At 74.6% G+C, this 21,572-nt stretch carries 21 protein-coding genes; 14 read left to right on the top strand and 7 right to left on the bottom strand.

Annotated elements, in window-relative coordinates:
• Window positions 1-22: 22 nt before the first annotated feature.
• The 3 genes from JOF41_RS26345 (at window position 23) to JOF41_RS26335 (ending at window position 2,526) form a co-directional block, all read left to right on the top strand.
• Window positions 23-1,147, top strand: a complete 1,125-nt coding sequence (locus tag JOF41_RS26345; RefSeq protein WP_209624468.1) for a glycosyltransferase family 4 protein — start codon at window positions 23-25, stop codon at window positions 1,145-1,147.
• A gap of 67 nt (window positions 1,148-1,214) precedes the next feature.
• Entirely contained in the window at window positions 1,215-1,658 is a 444-nt protein-coding gene (locus tag JOF41_RS26340; RefSeq protein ID WP_209622817.1) for a DUF4396 domain-containing protein, read from the top strand.
• A gap of 10 nt (window positions 1,659-1,668) precedes the next feature.
• A complete protein-coding gene (locus JOF41_RS26335; RefSeq protein WP_209622815.1) occupies window positions 1,669-2,526 on the top strand; it encodes a glycosyltransferase family 2 protein in 858 nt (285 codons plus the stop codon).
• Window positions 2,527-2,697: 171 nt separating this feature from the next.
• On the opposite strand, the gene JOF41_RS26330 is transcribed toward JOF41_RS26335, so the two are convergent.
• Window positions 2,698-3,102, bottom strand: a complete 405-nt coding sequence (locus JOF41_RS26330; RefSeq protein WP_189225626.1) for a hypothetical protein — start codon at window positions 3,100-3,102, stop codon at window positions 2,698-2,700.
• A gap of 153 nt (window positions 3,103-3,255) precedes the next feature.
• Here JOF41_RS26330 and manB point away from each other — a divergent pair, with 153 nt between their 5' ends.
• Both manB and JOF41_RS26320 read left to right on the top strand, forming a co-directional pair.
• The gene (manB, locus tag JOF41_RS26325; RefSeq protein WP_209622813.1) at window positions 3,256-4,335 is read left to right on the top strand and encodes a mannose-1-phosphate guanylyltransferase; all 1,080 of its coding nucleotides are present in this window, start codon (window positions 3,256-3,258) and stop codon (window positions 4,333-4,335) included.
• Window positions 4,328-5,227, top strand: coding sequence for a DNA-3-methyladenine glycosylase family protein (locus JOF41_RS26320; protein ID WP_209622811.1), 900 nt, complete (start codon window positions 4,328-4,330; stop codon window positions 5,225-5,227). Before manB ends, JOF41_RS26320 begins: the two co-directional genes overlap by 8 nt.
• Here the strand turns inward: JOF41_RS26320 and JOF41_RS26315 are convergent.
• From JOF41_RS26315 to JOF41_RS26300, 4 genes are read right to left on the bottom strand one after another with little or no spacing between them, the layout of a single operon-like run.
• Window positions 5,224-5,766 carry an NUDIX hydrolase gene (locus JOF41_RS26315; protein WP_189225623.1) on the bottom strand — a complete coding sequence of 181 codons (543 nt, stop codon included), beginning with the start codon at window positions 5,764-5,766 and terminating at the stop codon, window positions 5,224-5,226. The two genes, JOF41_RS26320 and JOF41_RS26315, sit on opposite strands and share 4 nt — an antisense overlap.
• Window positions 5,763-7,148, bottom strand: coding sequence for a coenzyme F420-0:L-glutamate ligase (locus tag JOF41_RS26310; RefSeq protein WP_209622809.1), 1,386 nt, complete (start codon window positions 7,146-7,148; stop codon window positions 5,763-5,765). Before JOF41_RS26310 ends, JOF41_RS26315 begins: the two co-directional genes overlap by 4 nt.
• Window positions 7,084-8,049 (bottom strand): 2-phospho-L-lactate transferase, encoded by a 966-nt coding sequence (gene cofD / locus JOF41_RS26305; RefSeq protein ID WP_189225621.1) that lies wholly within the window; start codon window positions 8,047-8,049, stop codon window positions 7,084-7,086. Before cofD ends, JOF41_RS26310 begins: the two co-directional genes overlap by 65 nt.
• Before the next feature lie 24 nt (window positions 8,050-8,073).
• Window positions 8,074-8,823 carry a site-2 protease family protein gene (locus JOF41_RS26300; RefSeq protein WP_189225620.1) on the bottom strand — a complete coding sequence of 250 codons (750 nt, stop codon included), beginning with the start codon at window positions 8,821-8,823 and terminating at the stop codon, window positions 8,074-8,076.
• Between the two features lie 297 nt (window positions 8,824-9,120).
• Here JOF41_RS26300 and JOF41_RS26295 point away from each other — a divergent pair, with 297 nt between their 5' ends.
• Window positions 9,121-9,390, top strand: coding sequence for a WhiB family transcriptional regulator (locus JOF41_RS26295; protein ID WP_189225739.1), 270 nt, complete (start codon window positions 9,121-9,123; stop codon window positions 9,388-9,390).
• Window positions 9,391-9,458: 68 nt separating this feature from the next.
• Window positions 9,459-12,845 carry a glycosyltransferase family 2 protein gene (locus JOF41_RS26290; protein ID WP_209622807.1) on the top strand — a complete coding sequence of 1,129 codons (3,387 nt, stop codon included), beginning with the start codon at window positions 9,459-9,461 and terminating at the stop codon, window positions 12,843-12,845.
• 235 nt (window positions 12,846-13,080) lie between these two features.
• Here the strand turns inward: JOF41_RS26290 and JOF41_RS26285 are convergent, their stop codons facing one another.
• Entirely contained in the window at window positions 13,081-13,527 is a 447-nt protein-coding gene (locus JOF41_RS26285) for a metallopeptidase family protein (RefSeq protein ID WP_189225618.1), read from the bottom strand.
• 147 nt (window positions 13,528-13,674) lie between these two features.
• Here JOF41_RS26285 and JOF41_RS26280 point away from each other — a divergent pair, with 147 nt between their 5' ends.
• The 7 genes from JOF41_RS26280 (at window position 13,675) to JOF41_RS26250 (ending at window position 20,634) form a co-directional block, all read left to right on the top strand.
• Window positions 13,675-14,034, top strand: a complete 360-nt coding sequence (locus JOF41_RS26280; RefSeq protein WP_209622805.1) for a DUF3499 domain-containing protein — start codon at window positions 13,675-13,677, stop codon at window positions 14,032-14,034.
• A 91-nt stretch (window positions 14,035-14,125) separates the two neighbouring features.
• Window positions 14,126-15,478 carry a phosphomannomutase/phosphoglucomutase gene (locus tag JOF41_RS26275; protein ID WP_209622803.1) on the top strand — a complete coding sequence of 451 codons (1,353 nt, stop codon included), beginning with the start codon at window positions 14,126-14,128 and terminating at the stop codon, window positions 15,476-15,478.
• Window positions 15,479-15,482: 4 nt separating this feature from the next.
• A complete protein-coding gene (locus JOF41_RS26270; RefSeq protein WP_189225616.1) occupies window positions 15,483-15,680 on the top strand; it encodes a Trm112 family protein in 198 nt (65 codons plus the stop codon).
• Window positions 15,681-15,686: 6 nt separating this feature from the next.
• Window positions 15,687-16,763, top strand: coding sequence for an SIS domain-containing protein (locus JOF41_RS26265; RefSeq protein WP_209622800.1), 1,077 nt, complete (start codon window positions 15,687-15,689; stop codon window positions 16,761-16,763).
• A 16-nt stretch (window positions 16,764-16,779) separates the two neighbouring features.
• Window positions 16,780-17,994 carry a mannose-6-phosphate isomerase, class I gene (gene manA / locus JOF41_RS26260; RefSeq protein ID WP_189225737.1) on the top strand — a complete coding sequence of 405 codons (1,215 nt, stop codon included), beginning with the start codon at window positions 16,780-16,782 and terminating at the stop codon, window positions 17,992-17,994.
• Between the two features lie 142 nt (window positions 17,995-18,136).
• A complete protein-coding gene (locus JOF41_RS26255; protein ID WP_209622798.1) occupies window positions 18,137-19,057 on the top strand; it encodes a cation diffusion facilitator family transporter in 921 nt (306 codons plus the stop codon).
• Window positions 19,058-19,113: 56 nt separating this feature from the next.
• On the top strand, window positions 19,114-20,634 hold the full coding sequence (locus JOF41_RS26250) for an amino acid permease (protein ID WP_189225613.1): 1,521 nt from the start codon (window positions 19,114-19,116) through the stop codon (window positions 20,632-20,634).
• Window positions 20,635-20,683: 49 nt separating this feature from the next.
• Here JOF41_RS26250 and JOF41_RS26245 read toward each other — a convergent pair whose 3' ends face one another.
• On the bottom strand, window positions 20,684-21,541 hold the full coding sequence (locus JOF41_RS26245; RefSeq protein ID WP_189225612.1) for an AraC family transcriptional regulator: 858 nt from the start codon (window positions 21,539-21,541) through the stop codon (window positions 20,684-20,686).
• Window positions 21,542-21,572 lie beyond the last annotated feature (31 nt).

Here is a 21,572-nt window from a genome sequence, read left to right as displayed (position 1 = left end):
CGTGTCACCCGTCGAACCCGCTGTGCTGATTGACGCCACTGCCGTCCCAGCCGACCGCGGTGGTGTCGGGCGGTACGTGGACTCGCTCGTGGCGGCGCTGGACGCCGACGGGGCCAGGCTGAGCGTGGTGTGCCAGCCGCGCGACGCCGCGCTGTACGGAGCGCTGGCGCCCAGGTCGCGGGTGGTGCCCGCGGCCGACGCGGTGGCCACCCGGACGGCCCGGCTGACCTGGGAGCAGACGTCCCTGCCGCGCCTGGCCGCCCGGTTGGGCGTGCAGGTGGTGCACTCGCCGCACTACACCGTGCCGCTGGCCAACCGCACGGCGTCGGTGGTGACGCTGCACGACGCCACCTTCTTCACCGACCCGGTGCTGCACTCGTCGGTCAAGGCCCGCTTCTTCCGCGCCTGGACCCGCGCCTCGCTGCGCCGGGCCGCGCTGTGCGTGGTCCCCAGTCGGGCGACCGCCGATGAGCTGACGCGGGTGGCGGGGGCGGACCGGCGGATGCTGCACATCGCCCAGCACGGCGTGGACACCGAGCGGTTCCACCCGCCGACGCCGGAGGAGGTCGCGGCCGTCCGCGCGACGCTGCGCCTGGGCAGCACGCCGTACGTGGCGTTCCTCGGGGCGCTGGAGCCGCGCAAGAACGTGCCCGCGCTGATCCGCGGCTTCGCGCAGGCGTGCCGGGGCCGGGCGAACCCGCCCGCGCTGGTGCTGGCAGGGCAGCCGGGGTGGGACGGGCAGGTGGAGCGGGCGCTGGACGCGGTGCCGCACCGGGTGCGCGTGATCCGGGCCGGGTACCTGCCGTTCGAGCAGCTGGCCGGGTTCCTCGGCGGGGCGGAGCTGGTGGCCTACCCGTCGCTGGGGGAGGGCTTCGGGCTGCCCGTGCTGGAGGCGATGGCCTGCGGGGCGGCGGTGCTGACCACCCGGCGGCTGAGCCTGCCCGAGGTGGGCGGCGACGCGGTGGCCTACTGCGGGGTGGGCGCGGGCGACATCGCCGCGGCGCTGACCGAGCTGCTGGACGACCCGGCGCGGCGCGACGCGCTGGCGGCGGCGGCGCTGGTGCGGGCCAAGGACTTCTCCTGGGCCACCTCGGCGGCGCGGCACCGGCTGGCCTACGAGCGGGCGGCGCGGGCGTACCGCCGCTGAATCCTTGAGGCGTCGATCGAGTGATTCGGCTTGCCTTCTACATACCCCCTGCGGGTATCTTGTCGGTGTGAGAGGGAACTGGTCGGCGGCGGTGTCCGCCACGTTGCACTGCCTCACCGGGTGCGCCATCGGCGAAGTGCTCGGCATGGTCATCGGCACCTGGCTCGGGCTGCCCGCCTGGGGGACCGTGGTCCTCGCGGTGGCGCTGGCGTTCCTGTTCGGCTACGCCCTCACGCTGCGCGGCGTGCTCAAGGCGGGCGTCGGCTTCACCGCGGCGGTCAAGCTGGCGCTGGCCGCCGACACGGTGTCCATCGCGGTGATGGAGGTCGTGGACAACACGGTCATGCTCGTCGTGCCCGGCGCGATGGCGGCGGGGCTGACCTCCGCGCTGTTCTGGGGCGCGCTGGCCTTCTCGCTGGCGGTGGCGTTCGCGCTGACCGTGCCGGTGAACCGGTGGCTCATCGCGCGGGGCAAGGGCCACGCGGTGATGCACCACGTCCACCACCACTAGGGTGGCGCGCGTGACGCGCTACGGAGACGAGCTGGCGGTGGTCACCGTCACCTACTCGCCGGGGGAGACCCTCGACCGGTTCCTGGCGACGCTGACCAGGGCGACCACCCGCCAGGTCCGGGTCGTGCTGGCCGACAACGGCTCCACCGACGGCGCGCCGGAGCGCGCGGCGGCGTCGGCGGACAACGTGGTGTTCCTGCCCACCGGGGGCAACCTCGGCTACGGGGCGGGGGCCAACCGCGGCGTCGCCGAGCTGGGGCCGGAGTACGGCTGGGTGGTCGTGGCCAACCCCGACCTGGAGTGGGGCGAGGGCAGCCTCGACGCGCTGCTGGCCGCCACCAAGCGGTGGCCGAGGGGCGGCGCGTTCGGGCCGCTGATCCGCGAGCCCAGCGGCGAGGTCTACCCGTCGGCGCGGCTGCAGCCCTCGCTCGGCCGGGGCCTGGGGCACGCGGTGTTCGGCAAGGTGTGGCCGGGCAACCCGTGGACCCGCGAGTACCGGCAGGAGGGCGCGGAGATCGGCGAGCGCACCGCCGGGTGGCTGTCCGGGTCGTGCCTGCTGCTGCGGCGCGAGGCGTTCGACTCGGTCAACGGGTTCGACCCCCGCTACTTCATGTACTTCGAGGACGTGGACCTGGGCGACCGGATCGCGCGCGCGGGCTGGCTGAACGTGTACGTGCCCGACGCCGAGGTGGTGCACATCGGCGGGGTGTCGACCGCCAAGTCGTCCAACCGGATGCTGGCCGCCCACCACAGCAGCGCCTACCGCTACCTGGCCGACCGCCACCGGGGACCGCAGTGGGCCCCCCTGCTGCTGGCCGTCCGGCTGGGGCTGGGCCTGCGCCTGCGCCTGCTCACCCGCCGCCGCTGACCCCGCGAGTCGAACGCTCAGGTACCGCGAGTCGAACGCTCGGGTCGGGTGAATTCGTCGTTCGGGCGCGCGAGGCGGTGCACGAACGGGTGATCTTCGCCCTGAGCGTTGAACTCGGGGGTCCTGAGCGTTCGACTCGCGGTGCCCGGAGGTTCGACTCGCGGGGGTGGGTCAGTCGCCGTTGAGGCGGTTGGCCAGGCCGGGGGGACGCTGCTGGTCCTGGCCGCCGGACAGGCGCTGGGCCAGCGAGGGCCTGCCGCCCGCCACCTGCTGCACGGTGGGCACCGGGCCCGGCGCGACGCGCAGCTCCGGCTCGGGCTCGCGGACCGGCTGGGGCGGGGGCGGCGGTTGCTGGGGCCGCGCCTGGGGAGCCGCCTGACCGGCCGCGACCTGCGACGACAGCACCATGGTCGAGTCCGGGTCGACCCGCCGGGGGTCCACCGCGTCGACCACGGTGCGCGGGATCTGCTGGGTCGCCGAGGAGTCCATCGGCGAGGTCATGTTGTCCGGCGTCACGACGTTGCCGCGTGCGCGGGCACGGGCGAGTGCGGCGTCGGCCCGAGCGCGGGGGTCCATCCGGATCTCTCCTGCGTTGCCTTGGACCGGCTGAGCGCCGGCGTTGCCGATCGAGGGCGCTCGACGACACGGGCCCACCGCCCGCGCCGCCGGAGCACTTCTGCCAGAGTATTCGCATCCACGGGCGGAAGTAAGCGGAGGAGGAAAAACGGCATGTCGGAGCCGCAAGGAGCGGAGGCGGTGGTTCTGGTCGGGGGCAAGGGAACCCGGCTGCGCCCACTGACCCTGTCCGCCCCCAAGCCCATGCTGCCGACCGCCGGGGTGCCGTTCCTCACCCACCTGCTGTCGCGCATCAGGGAGGCGGGCATCACACACGTGGTGCTCGGCACGTCGTACAAGGCCGAGGTGTTCCAGGAGTACTTCGGCGACGGCTCCGGGCTGGGGCTGGAGCTGGAGTACGTGGTGGAGGACGAGCCGCTGGACACCGCGGGCGCGATCCGCAACGTGGCCCACAAGCTGCGCGAGCCGGACGTGATGGTGTTCAACGGCGACATCCTGTCCGGTGTGGACCTGCGCGGGGTGCTCACCACCCACCGGCAGGCGCGGGCGGACGTGACGCTGCACCTGGTCAAGGTGGACGACCCGCGCCGGTTCGGCTGCGTGCCCACCGACGAGGACGGCCGGGTCACCGCGTTCCTGGAGAAGACCGAGAACCCGCCGACCGACCAGATCAACGCGGGCTGCTACGTGTTCCGCCGCGAGGTGGTCGAGGCCATCCCGCAGGGGCGGCCGGTGTCGGTGGAGCGCGAGACCTTCCCCGGCCTGCTCGCCGCGGGCGCGCGGCTGCAGGGCCACGTGGACGCCTCGTACTGGCTGGACCTGGGCACGCCCGCGGCGTTCGTGAAGGGCTCGGCGGACCTGGTGCGCGGCATCGCCCCGTCGGCGGCGCTGGCGGAGGGCACCGGCGAGGCGCTGGTGCTGGCGGGCGCGTCGGTCGACGAGGGCGCGACGCTGTCCGGCGGCACGACGGTCGGCGCGGGCTGCACCGTGGCCGGGGGCGCGGTGGTCGAGGGCTCGGTGCTGTTCGACGGCGCGGTGGTCGGCGAGGGCGCGCGCGTGGAGCGCAGCGTGCTGGGGGCCAACGCGCTGGTCCAGGCCGGTGCGGTGGTCTCCGACGCGGTGATCGGCGACGGCGCGGTGATCGGCGCGCGGTGCGAGCTGCGGCACGGGGCGCGGGTGTGGCCGGGGGTGGTGCTGCCGGAGGCGGGGGTGCGGTTCTCCACCGATGTCTAGGACCTGGCGGCCACCGTTCGCGCTGGACCTCGGCGCGGTGCTGGCCCCGCTGCGCCGGGGGCCGGGCGACCCGTCGTTCCAGCTCGACGCGGACGGCGCGGTGTGGTTGACCGCGAACACCCCGGCCGGGCCGGGGACGCTGCGCCTGCGCCGCCCCGGCGATGAGGTCGAGGGTCAGGCGTGGGGTGACGGCGCGCGGTGGCTGCTGGACGGGCTGCCCGCGCTGCTGGGCGGCTTGGACGACGATTCGGCGTTCCGGCCGCACCACCCGCTGATCGCGGAGAGCAGGCGGCGCAGGCCGGGCATCCGGCTGGGCGCGAGCGGCCGGGTCTGGGACGCGCTGCTGCCGTCGGTGCTGGAGCAGAAGGTCACCGGCACCGAGGCGCACCGCTCCTACCGGCAGCTGTGCCTGCGGTTCGGCCTGCCCGCGCCGGGGCCCGCGCCCGCCGGGATGCGGGTGCCGCCGACGCCCCGCGCGGTGCTGGGCATCACCGACTGGCAGTGGCACAAGGCGGGCGTGGACGGCGGGCGCAGGCGCGCCCTGGTCGCGGCGGCGCAGGTCGCCCACCGCCTGGAGAACGCGGCGGACCTGAAGGGCGAGCCGGGCCGGGCGCTGCTGTGCAAGGTGCCCGGCGTCGGGCCGTGGACCGCCGCCGAGGTGGCGCAGCGGGTGTGGGGCGACCCGGACGCGGTCAGCTTCGGCGACTACCACCTCGCCGCGCACGTCGGGTGGGCGCTGGTGGGCGAGCCGGTCGACGACGACGGGATGGCCGAGCTGCTGGCCCCGTGCGCGCCGCAGCGGCACCGGGCGGTGCGCTACCTGCTGGCCTCGGGCGTGCGCAAACCCCGCTTCGGCCCCCGGTTCGCGGCGCGCGACTACCGGGCCATCTAGAGGGCCGTCCAGGTGGCCTGCTGACGGGCCGCTCGGACCAGCGGCGCCAGGTCGTCGGTGTCCGGCGGCAGCGCGTCCAGCGGCCACCAGCGCAGGTCGTCGGACTCGGCGCTGCGCACCGGCTCGGCCCCGGCCGGGGCGCGCACCACGAAGCGCACGTCGAAGTGCCGGGTCGGCACGCCCAGCGAGCACGTGATCGGGTGCACGTCCAGGTGCACCGGCACGGGGTCGATCCGCAGCCCCTCGATGCCGGACTCCTCGGTGGCCTCGCGCAGGGCCGCGCCCGCCAGCGTCCGGTCCGACGGCTCGCAATGGCCGCCCAGCTGCAGCCACCGGCCCACCCTGGGGTGCAGGGTCAGCAGTGCCCGCGTGCCGGTCGAGTCCAGCACCAGCGCGGAGGCGGTGATGTGGCCGGGGACGCAGGAGCGCTCGCAGGCGTCCTGCCTGGCGGCCAGGAACCCCAGGTACGCCTCGCGCAGCGCGTGCTGCGGCCCCGGCCAGCCGCGCAGCGCGGCGACCACGTCGTCGTGCAGGCTCACAGCTCCACCAGCCCCCCGTCGACCGGCGGGCGGGGCGCCAGCGGCTCGGTCGGGTGCCCGACCGCCACCGCGCCCAGCGGCTCCCACGACTCGGGCAGCTCCAGCACCGCGCGCACCACGTCGGCGCAGAAGATCGTCGAGGACACCCAGCACGACCCCAGGCCCTCGGCGGCCAGCGCCACCAGCAGCCCCTGCACGGCCGCGCCGCCCGCGATGGTGAACATGGTCCGCTCGGCGGAGGACCGCCGCTCGTCCGGGTAGCTGTGCGCGCCGGTGCGCTCCAGGAACGGCAGCACGATCTCCGGCGCGGCCCGCAGGAAGTCCCCGCGCGCCACCCGCCGCGCCACCGCGGCCTCGTCCAGCCCGTCCGCCCGCAGGTCGGCCTCCCAGCGCTCCCGCATGGCGTCCAGCAGCGCCGTCCGCCGCTCGCGCGGCAGCACGAACCGCACCGGCCGGGTGTGGTGCGGGGCGGGCGCGGTCAACGCCGCCCCGACCGCCCGGCGCACCGCCGCCAGGTCCACCGGCTCGGCGGAGAACGACCGCACCGAGCGCCGCAGCAGCACCGCCTCGGCCCGGCCCCGCGCCACCGCCTCCGCCGTGCCCAGCCGGAACAGGTCGTCCTCGACCGGCCGGGCCAGCTCCCGCGCCGTCGACCCGTCGTCGACCACCGGCAGGCCGCGCACGACCGCCACCGGCACCCCGCCGAGCTTGCCCTTGACCAGGTCCGCGGCGGCGGCCACCTCGTCGGCCACGGCCACCTCGGTGACCACCAGCGGGTTGCCCTGCCGGTCCACCGAGCCCGCGTACCGGTGCAGCACCGCCAGCCCGGCCGCGCCGATCGCGGCGTCGGTCTGGCCGACCCGCCACGCGCGGCCCATCGTGTCGGTGACCACCACGGCCGTCGTCACGCCCAGCAGGGCGCGCAGCCGCTCCCGCAGCGCCGCCGCCGAGCCGTCCGGGTCCACCGGCAGCAGCGCGATCTCGTCGCCCGCGACGTTGGAGGCGTCCACGCCGGAGGCCGCCTGCACGATGCCGAGCTTGTTCTCGGTGATCAGCGTCCGGCCCCGGCGGGCCAGCACCCGCACCGCCTCGGCCTCCACCCACCGCCTGCGCACCGCGTCGCGCGCCTCGGGGTCGGCGGGCACGCCGATCAGCCGTCCCTCCACTTTGGACAGGACTTTGCTGGTCACCACGACCACGTCGCCCTCGCGCAGCCACGGCGCGGCGGACGCGATCGCGCCCGCCAGGTCGTCGCCGGGGCGGAACTCCGGCAACCCGGTGACCGGGATCAGCTCGATCGGCTCGGGGGCCGCGTGGTCAGCCAACGTCGATACCGGCCATCTCCAGCGCCACCCGCGCCATCTCCGCGGTGGCGTCCACATCGGACATCAGCAGCGGCACCGCCCGCACCGCCACGCCGGGCACGTCGCAGCGGTCGCCGGTGTGCACCAGCCACGCGTCCAGGATGCCCGTGTCCGAGGTCTTGCGCGAGCCGTAGTAGCGCCCGACGGCCTGGGCCGAGGTCTCCACGCCGATCGCGGTCAGGCAGGCGTCGGCCATCCCGCGCAGCGGCTTGCCGCCGACGATCGGCGACAGCCCGACCACGTCCGCCTCGGTCTTGCGCAGCGCCTCGCGCAACCCCGGCACGGCCAGGATGGTGCCCACGCTCACCACCGGGTTGGACGGGGCCAGCAGCACCGCGTCCGCCCCGGCGATCGCGTCCAGCACGCCCGGCGCGGGGGCGGCCTTGTCCGCCCCGACCGAGGCGAACGAGCGCGCCGCCAGCGCCGCGCGGTGGCGCACCCACCACTCCTGGAAGTGGATGGCCCGCGTCTGGCCGTCGGTCTCCACGACCACGTGGGTCTCCACCCGGTCGTCGGACATCGGCAGCAGCCGCACGCCGGGCTGCCAGCGGTCGCACAGCGCCTCGGTCACCGCCGACAGCGGGTAGCCCGCGTTCAGCATCCGGGTGCGGATCAGGTGCGTGGCCACGTCCCGGTCGCCCAGCCCGAACCACGTCGGCTCGGCGCCGTAGGCGGCCAGTTCCTCCTTCACCGCCCACGTCTCGCCCGCCCGACCCCAGCCGCGCTCGGCGTCGATGCCCCCACCCAGGGTGTACATGCAGGTGTCCAGGTCCGGACAGATCCGCAACCCGTGCATCCACACGTCATCACCCGTGTTCACCACCGCGGTGATCTCGTGCTCGGGTCCGCTGAGCAGGGCTTTGAGCCCCACCAGGAACCGCGCCCCGCCGACCCCGCCCACCAGTACGACGACCTTCACGGGACGTGATCCTGCCACCGGCGCTCAGCGCCAGAACATGAAGGTGGCCTGGCCGTAGGCCGCCCACAGCGAGTTGCCCCCGACCAGGTCGAACACCGTGTCGGCGAGCTGGAAGAACAGCCGCGCGATGCTCGGGAAGCCGATCAGCACGGCGAACAGCACGAACGGCGCCCACTGCCGGGCCTTGGCCCCGAACTGCCGGGCCGAGTAGGACATGTACGGCTCGATGGCGCCCCAGCCGTCCAGGCCGGGGATGGGCAGGATGTTCAGCACGAACGCGAACACCTGCAGCAGGGCCAGGTAGGACATCGCCGCGGCGAGCCCCGCGGGCGGTTGGAGCAGCAGCACCGCCGCGCTCAGCAGCGCGCCCAGCACCAGGTTGCTCAGCGGCCCGGCCAGCGACACCATGGACTCCACCCGCTTGGACCGCAGGGCGTGGTGGTTGATCCACACCGCGCCGCCGGGCAGCGGGATGCCGCCGAAGGCCAGCAGCACCAGCGGCAGCACGATGCTGAGCACGGGATCGGTGTAGTGCCGGATGTCCAGCGTCAGGTAGCCCTTGGCGCGCACCGCGTAGTCGCCGCCCCGGTAGGCCACGATCGCGTGGCCGAACTCGTGCAGGCACAGGGAAACCGCCCAGCCGCCCAGCACGAACAGCACGGTGCCGCCGATCACGGCGGCTTCGGACTCCAGCACGGTCAGCACGGCGCCCGCCACCGTGGCCGCGAGGAGGCTGAGGAACAGTGGACTCGGTAGCACCGCTGATCTCTTCACCCCACCAGTGTGGCCCGCCCGGCGCGTCCGGTCATGGGCCGCCCGCCCAGGCGATATCGCTCGGAGCAGCAGACCAATCACCGTCTGTGCTGCTAGTCAAGGCTTTAGCCGCCATCTGCGCGAATATCCCCCGTCCTGTGTACTCAGCTTGACCGGGTGTTGTGACACAGGTGTAATCACATCGGTGTCATTCGTCGTTGTGGGGACGGCGAGTGGTGTCCGCCAACCGGGGAGAGCGGAAGGCGAGGAGGCGGACGGTTGCGGGAAATCGACGGGGGTCGTGGCGAGGGCGGTGAAGTGCCTGCGCGGGAGCTGAGCGCGTTCACCGACCTGTTCGACGCGGCTGACGAGCAGGACTGGCAGGAGCGCGCCCTGTGCGCGCAGACCGACCCCGAGGCGTTCTTCCCGGAGAAGGGCGGCTCCACCAGGGAGGCCAAGCGCATCTGCCTCGGCTGCGAGGTGCGCTCGGAGTGCCTGGAGTACGCGCTGGCGCACGACGAGCGCTTCGGCATCTGGGGCGGCCTGTCCGAGCGCGAGCGGAGGAAGCTCAAGAAGCGCGCGGTGTGACCGCCGCGCCGCCTGCTCTGGCTTAACGTGTGCGTTCGACGGTGCCGTCGGACGAACGGGAGCGGCAGTTGACGAGCGGTGCCACACCGCGGTTGCGCACCGCGCCCGTCCTGGCCGTACTGGTCTGCCACGACGGCGCGCGGTGGTTGGGCGAGGCGCTGGCGGCGCTGCGCGACCAGCGGCCCCGACCCCGGCACGTGCTGGCGGTCGACACCGGCTCGCTGGACGGCACCGCCGAGCTGCTCGCGGAGGCTTCGGCGGGTCCGGATCGGCTGGTCGACGGGGTGCTGCCGCTGTCGCGCGACACCGGTTTCGCCGAGGCGGTGCACGCCGCGGTGGACCACGCGGTGCGGCGGTGGGGCGATCCGGGCTCCTGGATCTGGGTGCTGCACGACGACTGCGCGCCCGAGCCGGACTGCCTGTCCGCGCTGCTGACCGCCGCGGAGGTCGCGCCGTCGGCGGCGGTGCTCGGGCCGCTGGCCCTGGACTGGGCCGACCCCCGGTTGGTGGTGGAGGCCGGGCTGTCCACGGACGCCTCGGGGCACCGGCAGACCGGCATCGGCGGGGTGGCGCTGGTCGGCTCGTTCGGGTCGTTCGGGCAGGGTGCTTTCGAGCAGAGCACCGAGGTGCTGGCGGTGCCCTCGGCGGGCTCGCTGATCCGCCGCGCGGCGTGGGAGTCGCTGGGCGGCTACGACCGCGCGCTGCCGCTGCTGCGCGAGGACGTCGACTTCGGCTGGCGGGCCAACCGCGCCGGGCACCTGGTGCTGTCGGTGCCGGTGGCCCGGATGCGGCACGCCAGGGCGGTCGGCCGGGGCGAGCGCGGACTGGACGCGGTGCCCGCCCCGCCCGGTCCGACCCCGCGCGGCGTGGACCGCGCGCACGGACTGCGCACGTTCCTGGTCAACTGCTCGGCACTGTCCTATGTGCTCGGTCTGCCAAGGACCGTGCTGCTGCTCCTGCTGCGGGCGTTGGGTTTCCTGCTGCTGCGGCGGTTCTCCGACGCGCAGGCGGAGGTCGCAGCGCTGCGCTACCTGTTCGGCGGACGGGCCGGGTTGCGCGCGGGACGCGCCGCACGTCCGCACAAGGGTGGCGTGCCGGGGTTGTTCACCAGCCGGATCACCAGGCTGCGCAACGCGATCCGCGACGCTTCGGCGTACCTGGTGCGCAGGCGGGTGCAGGCGGACGCGGCACTGGGCAGGCTCCCGGAGACCGCGCCGCGCCATCCCTCCGAAGTGGACGGTCCGCGTCCGGTGGGGCCGCAGGCGCTGCCCGCCGGCGCGCTGTCGCGGCGGCGACCGGTGCGGGCGACCGGCGGCCTGCGCCGACCGGCCACGGCCGTCCCGGTGAGCGCTGCCCCGGTGAGCGCCGTCCCGGTGACGGCCGAATTGCCGTCCGGTGTCTCGCGCCCGTCGCCGCGTCCCCGTCCATCGCCGGTGCCGCGCGGCACCCCCGCGCCCGCGCCGGGGATCGTCTTCGTCGAAGTGGACCGGGCGCGGGTGCTGCGGTCGGTGGTGCTGGGGCCGCCGCTGCTGCTGGCGCTGCTGCTGACCGCGTTCGGCCTGCTGGCCAACTCCGCGCGGCTCGGCCTGGACCTGGCGGGCGGGCGGCTGCTGCCGGTGCCCGACCTGGCGGGCACCTGGTCGGCGTACCTGGCCGCGTGGCACCCGGTGGCGGGCGGCACCAGCGCGCCCGCGCCCGCGGCGCTGGCCGTGCTGGGGGTGCTGGGCGTGCTCGGCGGACCGCAGTTCGCGGTGGCCGCGCTGCTGCTGGGGGACGCGCCGCTGGCCGGGCTGGCCGCGTACGCGGCGACCCGGCGGCTGCCGGTGCGCCGACCGGTGCGGGCGGTGGCCGCCGCGGCCTACGCGCTGCTGCCCCCGGCGACCTCGGCGGTGGCCCAGGGCAGGCTGGACGCCGTCGTGGCGCACGTGCTGCTGCCGCTGGTGCTCGCCGGGCTGATGGCCGTGCTGCGCGGCGGCACCGGCGCCGCGTGGCTGCCCGTGGCGTCGGGCACCGCGCTGGCGCTGGCCGCGCTCGGCGCGTTCTCCCCGCTGGCGCACGGCCTGGTGGCGGTGGCCGCGCTGGTCGGGTTCGTGCTGGTGCCCGGCCGCGTCGGGGACGGCCGCCGCCGGGTGGCCGGGCTGTTCATCGTCGTGCTGCTGCCGCTGGCGCTGCTGCTGCCGTGGCCCGCCGTGGTGATCCAGCACCCGTCGGTGCTCCTGCACGGCGTCGGCGCGCACCTCGCGCCCGCCGGGGTCGGGGTGGCCGACCTGCTGGCGCTGCGCCCCGGCGGGCCGGGCGCGCTGCCGTTCGCCGGGGCCGTGGTGGTGCTGGCCGCCTTGGCGGCGGTGGTGCTGCGGCCCTCGCGGGCGATGCTGCCCGGCGCGGCGGCGCTCGTGGCGGCGGCGTTCGCGGTGATCGCGCTGCTGGCCGTGCCCGTGACGCCGCTGACCGGCGGGGCCGCCGAGCCCGGCTGGACCGGCGTGCCGCTGGTGATCGCGGGCTGGGGCCTGCTGTGGGTGGTGCTGGCCGCCGCCCGGCGCGACCTGCCCCCGGTGCGGTGGCCGGTGCGGCGGCTGGCCTCGGCGGCGGCGCTGGTCGGGGTGCTCGCGCTGGCCTGCGCGGGGTTCGCGGGGCTGCGGCAGGGGCCGCTGCGCGCCGAGGCGGCGCGGCTGCCGTCGACCGTGCAGCGGGAGCTGCCGAGCACCGGGCGCTCGGTGCTGGTGCTGGGCGCGCCGACCCGGCAGGTCGGCGGGCGGCTGCCCGCGTTCGGCGACGACGACCTGGTGCCCACGCCGACCAGCGCGGCGCGGCTGGAGCGCTGGCGGCGGGATCTGACGGGCGGTTCGGCGGAGGCGGCGCGGGTGGCGCTGACCCAGGCGGCGGCGTCCGGGGTGGCGTTCGTGGTGCCGGAGGACCGGGAGAGCGCCCGGCGGCTGCGCGACGCGGCGGGCGAGCTGGTCAGCGAGGCCCCGCCGCTGTCGGACGGCAGGCCCGTGCTGCGGGTGCGGCAGGCGGCGGGCGGCGCGGTGCTGCTCTCGCCCGAGCTGGCCCGCCGCGCGCGCACCGGGGGCGATCCGCCTGCCGACCAGGACGCGCCGGGCACCGCCCCGGTCGAGGCCGGGTCAGTTGAGGCCGGGTCAGTTGAGGCCGGGCCGCCGGAGCTGGGGGTGCGGGTGTCCGAGGGGCCGCAGGGGCGGCTGCTGGTGGTGGCCGCCGAGGACGAACCGGGGTGGCGGGCCACCGTGGACGGCGACCCCGCGCCGGTCGTGCGCGCCTGGGGCCACCTCGTGGCCGTCCCCGTGCCCGCCACCGCCGCCGACGTCCGCGTCGAGGCCCCCGGCGCCACCCGCGACCTCCTGCTCCTCCTCCAAGCCGCCGCCGCCCTCCTGACGGTGTGGATGGCCGCCCCACCCCTGATCACCCGACCACGCGAACTGAGCGTTCGGACACGGTGAGGTGGGCGTTCAAGCACCGTGAGTTGAGCGTTCAGAACTAAAAGCGGCGCTCGCGGGGCCCCGCTGCGCGCGCTGCGCGCGCCCCCTGGTGCGTCGGCAAGTACTACCGGACGGGTGTGCGGGGGCCGGTAACTACTGCCCGAGGTGCGCGAATGTCGAGTTCAGGGTGTCTGAGCGTTCGACTCGCGAGGTCTGGACCACGACACGCCGTGCGGATGGGGGAGTTGCGACGGGGTCAGTCGCCGTCGATGACGTCCGGGTCCAGGCCCAGGTAGTTGGCCACCTGCTCCACCAGCACGTCGTGCACCAGGTCGGACAGGTCGGCCCCGTCCTTGGCGCGCGCCTCCAGCGGACGCCGGTACAGCACGATCCGCGCTCGCCGGTCCGCGCCCGCGGGCACCAGCCGGGCCAGCGGCACGTTGCCGTCCTCGACCACGTCGCCGTCCTCGCCCGCGGCCTGCACGTCCGGCACGTCGTCCACGGCCACGTCGAGCTGGGTCAGCTCGGTGCGCCAGCGCGCCTCGATCGGCTCCAGCGCCTCCAGCACCAGGGCGTCGAACCGCTCCGCCCGGCTGCGGGCAGCCGGGAGCGTCGCCGGGTACAGCGGACCGCGCAGGCCACGCCCGTGCCGGTCGCGCCTGCGCCGCCGCGGGGCGCCCTGCCGTCGCGAACCACGAGCCATCACCACACCCCCAAGCCTAGACAGCCGCTCCGACAGCCCGTCGGCCAGTGCCGCGACCTGCGAGATCCGCGGATCACCCCGCTCTTCGTCGGGAAACACCGCGGGCAATCCAACACAGCCGACGCGCGACGCGATATCGTCCCGGACGTGCGGAGCGTGAGACGGTGCTCGCGAACCGGGTGCGCGAACCCGGCAGTCGCCACGCTCACGTACGCCTACGCGGACTCCACGGCCGTCGTCGGCCCCCTGGCCACGTACTCCGAACCGCACAGCTACGACCTCTGCGAGGAGCACGCGCTGCGGCTGACCGCGCCGCGCGGCTGGGAGGTCGTCCGGCACCAGGGCGAGTTCCGGCCCCCCGAGCCCACCGTCGACGACCTGACCGCGCTGGCCGAGGCGGTCCGCGAGGCGGGCCGGGCGGACCGGCCGGTCGAGCCGCCGGAGGTGCCGGCGGGCACCATTCGCCGCGGGCACCTGCGGGTACTGCCCGACCCGCGGGAGGACTGAGCGGGTACACCGGGGCGACCCGGCGCGATCCCGACGCGCTCGCCGGTAGGCTGCGGACCGCAGTGTCAAGAGCGTGAATGGGAGTGTGGGCGTGCGCGATCTGTCCGGCATCGTCAAGGCCTACGACATCCGCGGGGTCGTGGGCGAGCAGCTCGACGCCGACGTGGTGCGGGAGTTCGGCGCGGCCTTCGCCCGCCTGGTGGGCGGTCCGGCGGTCGTCATCGGCCACGACATGCGCGAGTCCTCGCCCGGTCTGGCCGCCGCGTTCGCCGAGGGCGTGACCCGCCAGGGCGTCGACGTGGTCAGCATCGGCCTGGCCAGCACCGACATGCTGTACTTCGCCTCGGGCAAGCTCGACCTGCCCGGCGCGATGTTCACCGCCAGCCACAACCCGGCCAAGTACAACGGCATCAAGCTGTGCCGGGCGGGGGCCGCGCCGGTGGGCCAGGACACCGGGCTGGGGCAGATCCGCGCCGACGTCGAGCAGGGCGTCGCGGACGCCGAGGGCGTCGAGCCGGGCAAGGTCACCGAGCGCGACATGCTCTCCGAGTACGCCGCCTACCTGCGCGAACTGGTCGACCTGAGCGGCAGCCGCCCGCTGAAGGTGGTGGTCGACGCGGGCAACGGCATGGGCGGGCACACGGTGCCGAAGGTCTTCGAGGGCCTGCCCATCGAGGTCGTGCCGATGTACTTCGAGCTCGACGGCAGCTTCCCCAACCACGAGGCCAACCCGCTGGACCCGAAGAACATCGTCGACCTGCAGGCGCGGGTGCGCGAGGAGGGCGCGGACGCGGGCGTGGCCTTCGACGGCGACGCGGACCGCTGCTTCGTGGTGGACGAGCGCGGCGAGCCGGTCTCGCCCAGCGCCATCACCGCCCTGGTGGCCGTGCGCGAGCTGGCCAAGGACCCCGGCGGCACGATCATCCACAACCTGATCACCTCGCGCTCGGTGCCCGAGATCGTGCGCGAGCACGGCGGCACCCCGGTGCGCACCCGCGTGGGGCACTCCTTCATCAAGGAGGAGATGGCCCGCACCGGCGCCATCTTCGGCGGCGAGCACTCCGCGCACTACTACTTCCGCGACTTCTGGCGCGCCGACACCGGGATGCTGGCCGCGCTGCACGTGCTGGCCGCGCTCGGCGAGCAGGACGGTCCGCTGTCCGCCCTGACCAGCGACTACCAGCGCTACGCCGCCTCCGGCGAGATCAACTCCACGGTCGAGGACCAGGCCGGTCGGCTGGCCGCGATCAAGGAGGCGTTCGGCGGTCGCGACGGCGTCGAGCTCGACGAGCTGGACGGCCTGACCGTCGCCCTGCCCGACGGCGCGTGGTTCAACCTGCGCGCCTCCAACACCGAGCCGCTGCTGCGCCTGAACGTGGAAGCCGCCGACGAGGCCGCCGTCGCCGCGCTGCGCGACGAGGTCCTGGCGATCGTGAGGGGATGACGTCGTGGCCGTCCAACTCGACCCCCAGCTGCTGGAGATCCTGGCCTGCCCGTGCCCCGAGCACGCGCCGCTGAAGGTCGGCACCGACGCCGACCCGGAGGCCGATTTCCTCACCTGCACCTCGTGCGGGCGCTCGTTCCCGGTGCGGGACGGCATCCCGGTGCTGCTGCTCGACGAGGCCGTCGAGCGGGCGGCTGGGTGAGCTGACGTGCTCGACGACAGCCTCCTCGACGACCAGCACCGGTTGGTCGACGCCGACTCCGGCGGCCTGCTGCGCGCCGCGGCCCGCGCGGGCGCGCAGGTCAGGGCCACCGCCGAGGTGGCCGACGAGCTGGGCGTGCGGCGGCTGCTGCAGGACCGCCCCCGCGCGCTGGTGCTGGTGACCCGGCCCGGTGTGGCGTCCGCGGTGGCCAGGCTGGTGACCGCGCTGCTGGGCCCGCAGTGCCCGGTGCCGGTGGTCGTGTCGGCGGAGGTGCCCGGCTGGGTGGGCGCGCTGGACGTGGTGCTGGCGCACACCGAGGACCCCGGTGACGTGGTGCTGGCCGAGTCGGTGGACCGGGCGGCCCGGCGCGGCGCCCGCGTGCTGCTGACCGCCGAGCCGGACGGCCCGGTGGCGGCGTCGGCGGCGCAGCACGCGCTGCTGGTGCCGCCGAGGGTGCCGGTGCCGCAGGGCTTCGGCTTCGCCCGCGCGTTCGCCGCCTGGGTGGTGGCGCTCAACGCGCTGGGGCTGCTCGGCGTGGACGTGGCCCAGGTCGCCGACGAGCTGGACCGGGAGGCCGAGCGGAACCACCCGGCGCACGAGTCGTTCGTCAACCCGGCCAAGTCGCTGGCGCTGCGGGTGGCCGAGCGCACCCCGCTGCTGTGGGGCCTGGACGAGCCCGCCTCGGCGGTCGCCGAGCACGGCGCGGGCGCGCTGGCCTGCTACGCGGGCGTGGTGTCCGACGTCACGCCCTACCCGCAGGCGCTGACCAGGTCGGTGCTGCACCGGCGGGCCGTGCACGGCACGTCCGGCGCGGACATCTTCGCCGACCCGGACGACGAGCAGGACGGCCTGGTGCGGGTGGTGCTGCTGGCGGTGCGGCAGGGGCCGCAGGCGGAGTTCGCCCGGCGGGCCGCGCTGGACGCGCTGCCCGGCGCCGACGTGCTGGAACCGGCGGAGGAGATGACCGGCGGCGACGCGGTGTGCGCCGCCGCGCTGGCGCTGCGGTTCGAGCTGGCCGCGCTGTACCTGGGGCTGGCCGCGGGGACGCTGGGCGGGCCCGGCCTCTACGCGCCCGCCGTCTGAGGGAGTGGACGTCACAGTGGATGTGCTGCACAACGCGGTGCGGTCGTACGCCTGGGGATCGCGCACGGCGCTGGCCGAGATGCTGGGCCGCGAGGTGCCCGCCCCGCACCCGGAGGCCGAGCTGTGGATGGGCGCCCACCCCGGCGACCCGTCCAGGGTCGTCGGCCCCGACGGCGCCGTCCGCTCCCTGCTGGACCTGCTCGCCGAGGACCCGCGCGGCCAGCTCGGCGAGCGCTTCGCCCAGCGCTGGGGCGGCAGGCTGCCGTTCCTGCTCAAGGTGCTCGCCGCCGAGGAGGCGCTGAGCCTGCAGGCGCACCCGTCGGCCGAGCAGGCCGCGCTGGGCTTCGCCGCCGAGAACGCCGCGGGCGTGCCGATCGACTCGCCGGTGCGCAACTACAAGGACCCGTCGGCCAAGCCCGAGCTGGTCTGCGCGCTGACCGAGTTCCACGCGCTGGCGGGCTTCCGCGACCCGCACCGCACGGTGAAGCTGCTCAGGGCGCTGGAGGCGCCGGACTTCGCGCCCTACACCGAGCTGCTGGCCGTCCAGCCCGACGCCAACGGGCTGCGCGCGCTGTTCACCACCCTGATCACGCTGCCGCAGACCGCGCTGGACGCGCTGCTGCCGCAGGTGCTCGACGCGTGCGTGCTGCACGTCAAGGAGCGCGGCGAGTTCGACGCGGAGTGCCGCACGGCGCTGGAGCTGGGCGAGGCGTACCCCGGCGACGCGGGCGTGCTGGCCGCGCTGCTGCTCAACCGGATCGTGCTGCAGCCCGGTGAGGCGATCTTCCTGCCCGCGGGCAACCTGCACGCCTACCTGCACGGCACCGGCGTGGAGATCCTGGCCAACTCCGACAACGTGCTGCGCTGCGGCCTGACGCCCAAGCACGTGGACGTGCCGGAGCTGATGCGGGTGCTGGACTTCAGCTGCGGGGACATGCCGGTGCAGCGCGGCGACGAGGTCTCGCCGGGGCTGTGGGTCTACCGCACGCCGTGCCCGGAGTTCGAGCTGTCCCGGCTGGAGCCGGGGCCGGGCGTGCCGATCCGCGTGGACCACACCGGTCCGCAGATCCTCTTCTGCACCCGCGGCGAGGTGGTGCTGACCACCGCGCGGGGCGAGCGTCAGGCGCTGCGCCGGGGCCAGTCGGTGTGGCTGGCCGCCGGTGATCCGCCGGTGCTGGTCGAGGCGGACGTGCCCGCGCAGCTGTTCCGCGCCACGGCGGGCGCCGAGTAGCCCCTGCCCCGGCGCCTGGGCGTTCAACTCGTGGTACCCGAGCGTTCGACTCGCGGTGATTTGGTGGTCCGGGGTGCTGCGCGGTCCGGGAAACACTAGGGTCACAGCGACAATTCGGACTCGCGTGCCAGAGGGAGCAACAGTGTCAGCAGGAGGCGGGACCAAGGCGATCATCGCCGCGCTGGTGGCCAACGCCGGGATCGCGCTGGCGAAGTTCGTCGGCTTCCTGATCACCGGCTCGTCGTCGATGCTGGCCGAGTCGGTGCACTCGGTGGCCGACACGTCCAACCAGGGCTTGCTGCTGCTGGGGCAGAAGACCTCGCGGCGCAAGGCCACGCCGAACCACCCGTTCGGCTTCGGCCGCGACCGGTACTTCTACTCGTTCGTGGTCGCGCTGCTGCTGTTCAGCCTCGGCTCGGTGTTCGCGATCTACGAGGGCGTCCACAAGCTCCAGCACCCCGAGGAGCTGTCCTCGCCGCTGGTGGCGGTGGGCATCCTGGTGGTCGCCATCGCGCTGGAGAGCTACAGCTTCCGCACCGCGATCGTCGAGTCGAAGGCGATCAAGGGCGACGCGACCTGGTGGCAGTTCATCCGCCAGTCCAAGACCCCCGAGCTGCCGGTGGTGCTGCTGGAGGACGCGGGCGCGCTGTTCGGCCTGGTGCTGGCGCTGCTGGGGGTCGGGCTGGCCACGCTGACCGGCGACCCGGTGTTCGACGCCCTGGGCACCCTCTGCATCGGCGTGCTGCTCGGCGTGATCGCGATCGTCCTGATCATCGAGATGAAGTCGCTGCTGATCGGCGAGGGCGCGTCCCCGGCCGAGCTGGACCTGATCGTGGACGAGCTGGCGGCGGGCAAGGTGCAGCGGGTCATCCACATCCGCACCCAGTACATCGGGCCGGACGAGCTGCTGGTGGCGGCGAAGATCGCGCTCAGCCCCGGTCTTCCGGCCGCTGATGTGGCGCAGGCCATCGATGACGCCGAGCAGAGGGTGCGAAACCGGGTACCCGCCGCTCGGCTGATCTACCTGGAGCCGGACCTGGACCGGTCGCTGACCAAGTCGTAACCCGGTCGGGGCTGCCTCTAGGCTGATCGGTCCAACCGTCGACGAGGAGGGGCACCGTGCCGGGGAACGGGTTGTGGCGCACTAAGTCGGTCGAGCAGTCGATCGCGGACACCGACGAGCCGGGCACCAAGCTGCGCAAGGATCTCACCGCGTGGGACCTGACGGTGTTCGGCGTCGCGGTGGTCATCGGCGCGGGCATCTTCACGCTGACCGCCAGCACCGCGGGCAACATGGCGGGGCCGTCGGTGTCGCTGGCGTTCGTGCTGGCCGCGATCGCCTGCGCGCTGGCCGCGCTGTGCTACGCCGAGTTCGCCTCGACGGTGCCGGTGGCGGGCAGCGCGTACACGTTCTCCTACGCCACGTTCGGCGAGTTCGCGGCGTGGATCATCGGCTGGGACCTGGTGCTGGAGTTCGCGGTCGGGGCCGCGGCGGTGGGCAAGGGCTGGTCGCTGTACCTGGAGACGGTGCTCGGCCAGCTGGGGCTGGACCTGAAGACCACCGCCCAGGTGGGCGGCCTGGACGTCGACTGGGGCTCGCTGCTGCTGGTGGCGGTGCTGACCGGGCTGCTGATCGTGGGCACCAAGCTGTCCTCGCGGGTGAGCGCGGTGATCACGGCGGTGAAGGTGGCCGTGGTGCTGCTGGTCGTCGTGCTGGGCATCGGCTACATCAAGATGGAGAACTACAGCCCGTACATCCCGCCCGCGCAGTCCGGGCCGGAGACCGGCACGGGTCTTGAGCAGTCGCTGTTCTCGCTGGTCACCGGCTTCTCCGGGAGCACGTACGGGGTGCTGGGCCTGCTGGCCGCGGCGTCGCTGGTGTTCTTCGCGTTCATCGGCTTCGACGTGGTGGCCACCACGGCCGAGGAGACCCGCGACCCGCAGCGCGCGGTGCCGCGCGGCATCCTGGGCTCGCTGGCGATCGTGACCGTGCTGTACGTGGCGGTGTCGCTGGTGATCACCGGCATGGTGCCCTACGAGAACCTGAAGACCCAGCCGGACGGCAGCCGGGCGACGCTGGCGACCGCGTTCGCCGACAACGGCGTGGACTGGGCGGCGACGGTCATCTCGGTCGGCGCGCTGGCGGGTCTGACCACCGTGGTGATGGTGCTGATGCTCGGCCAGACGCGAGTGCTGTTCGCGATGTCCCGCGACGGCCTGCTGCCGCGCGGCCTGGCCCGCACCGGCTCGCACGGCACCCCGGTGCGGATCACCCTGATCATCGGCGTGCTGGTGGCCATCGCGGCGGGCTTCTTCCCGGCGGGCAAGCTGGAGGAGATGGTCAACGTCGGGACGCTGTTCGCGTTCGTGCTGGTCTCCGCCGGTGTGCTGGTGCTGCGCAAGACCCGCCCGGACCTGCCGCGCGGCTTCCGGGTGCCGCTGGTGCCGCTGGTGCCGATCCTGGCGATCGTCGCCTGCCTGTGGCTGATGCTGAACCTGACCGCGCTGACCTGGGTGCGGTTCCTGGTCTGGATGGCGCTGGGCGTGGTGGTGTACTTCGCCTACAGCCGCCGCCACTCGGTGCTGAGCACCCGTGGCGCGACCGCCGAGCCCGTGGTGAAGCCGGACGAGGTGCCGTGACGCCGGGTGTCCCCGAGGTCGGTGCGCACCGACCTCGGGGACACCCGACTCAGTCCCGCTCCACCGGGACCCACAGCTCCGAGTCGGCTTCGGCGCCGTCCTCGGACAGCCGGGTGCTCAGCAGTTGCGGCCCCGGCCTGCTCCGGTACGGGTTGGACGGGAACCACTGGGTGTAGACGTCCCGCCACAGGTGCTGCACCGACTGCGGGGACGGACCGGAGTCCTCGAACACCGCCCACGTGCCCGCGGGCACGTCCAGGGTGTCCAGGTCGGCGGGCGGCGCGGCGCCGGTCACCACGGCGAGGTAGTAGTCCAGCTCGCTGCCCTCCTCGACCCCCTCGGCGTTGTCGGTCACGCTGAGCAGACCGGCGGGCTCGCCGTTGGACAGCCCTTTGACGCGCTCCAGCGCCTCCTTGCCGACGCCGCGGGTGAACTCCACGATCGCCGGGTTCATCCCCTCGTGCACGAGGGGCACTCGCGCCTTCTTGCCGACCAGGCGGAAGGCTTCCTTCTCCACGATGCGGTACCGCATGGTGCTGCTCCCTTCGATGATGAGGCGGAAGGACATCCGCGGCTGGGAGCGCAGGGCCGCACCCGTGCGCCGGGCCTCGCCGGGGCCGACGCCGTGGACGGCGCGGAACGCGCGGGCGAACGCCTCGCCCGAGCCGTAGCCGTAGCGCACCGCGATGTCGAGCAGCGTCTCCCGGCCCGCCAGCACCTCCGCGCCCGCGACGGTGAGCCGCCTGCGCCGGACGTACTCGGACAGCGGGATGCCCGCGAGCGCGGAGAACATCCGCCGGAAGTGGTGCTCCGACGTGAGCGCGATCCGCGCCAGCTCGGCCACGTCGACCTCCCGGTCGAGGTGGCGCTCGATGTGCTCCATGGCCTCGTTCAACCGCTCCAGCACTGGGATTTCCCTCCTCCGTAGCGCCACCGAC

The sequence above is a fragment of the Saccharothrix coeruleofusca genome (assembly GCF_017876325.1).
GTDB classification, from domain to species: Bacteria; Actinomycetota; Actinomycetes; order Mycobacteriales; family Pseudonocardiaceae; genus Actinosynnema; species Actinosynnema coeruleofuscum.
This window is presented reverse-complemented; position numbering and strand designations above follow the sequence as displayed.

Coding starts and splice junctions, on each gene's coding strand:
- JOF41_RS26285 (WP_189225618.1), bottom strand. CDS start 13,527: ATGGCTCGTGGTTCGCGACGGCAGGGCGCCCCGCGGCGGCGCAGGCGC.
- JOF41_RS26310 (WP_209622809.1), bottom strand. CDS start 7,148: ATGTGGACGCCACCGCGGAGATGGCGCGGGTGGCGCTGGAGATGGCCG.
- manB (WP_209622813.1), top strand. CDS start 3,256: ATGTCGGAGCCGCAAGGAGCGGAGGCGGTGGTTCTGGTCGGGGGCAAG.
- JOF41_RS26330 (WP_189225626.1), bottom strand. CDS start 3,102: ATGGACCCCCGCGCTCGGGCCGACGCCGCACTCGCCCGTGCCCGCGCA.
- JOF41_RS26320 (WP_209622811.1), top strand. CDS start 4,328: ATGTCTAGGACCTGGCGGCCACCGTTCGCGCTGGACCTCGGCGCGGTG.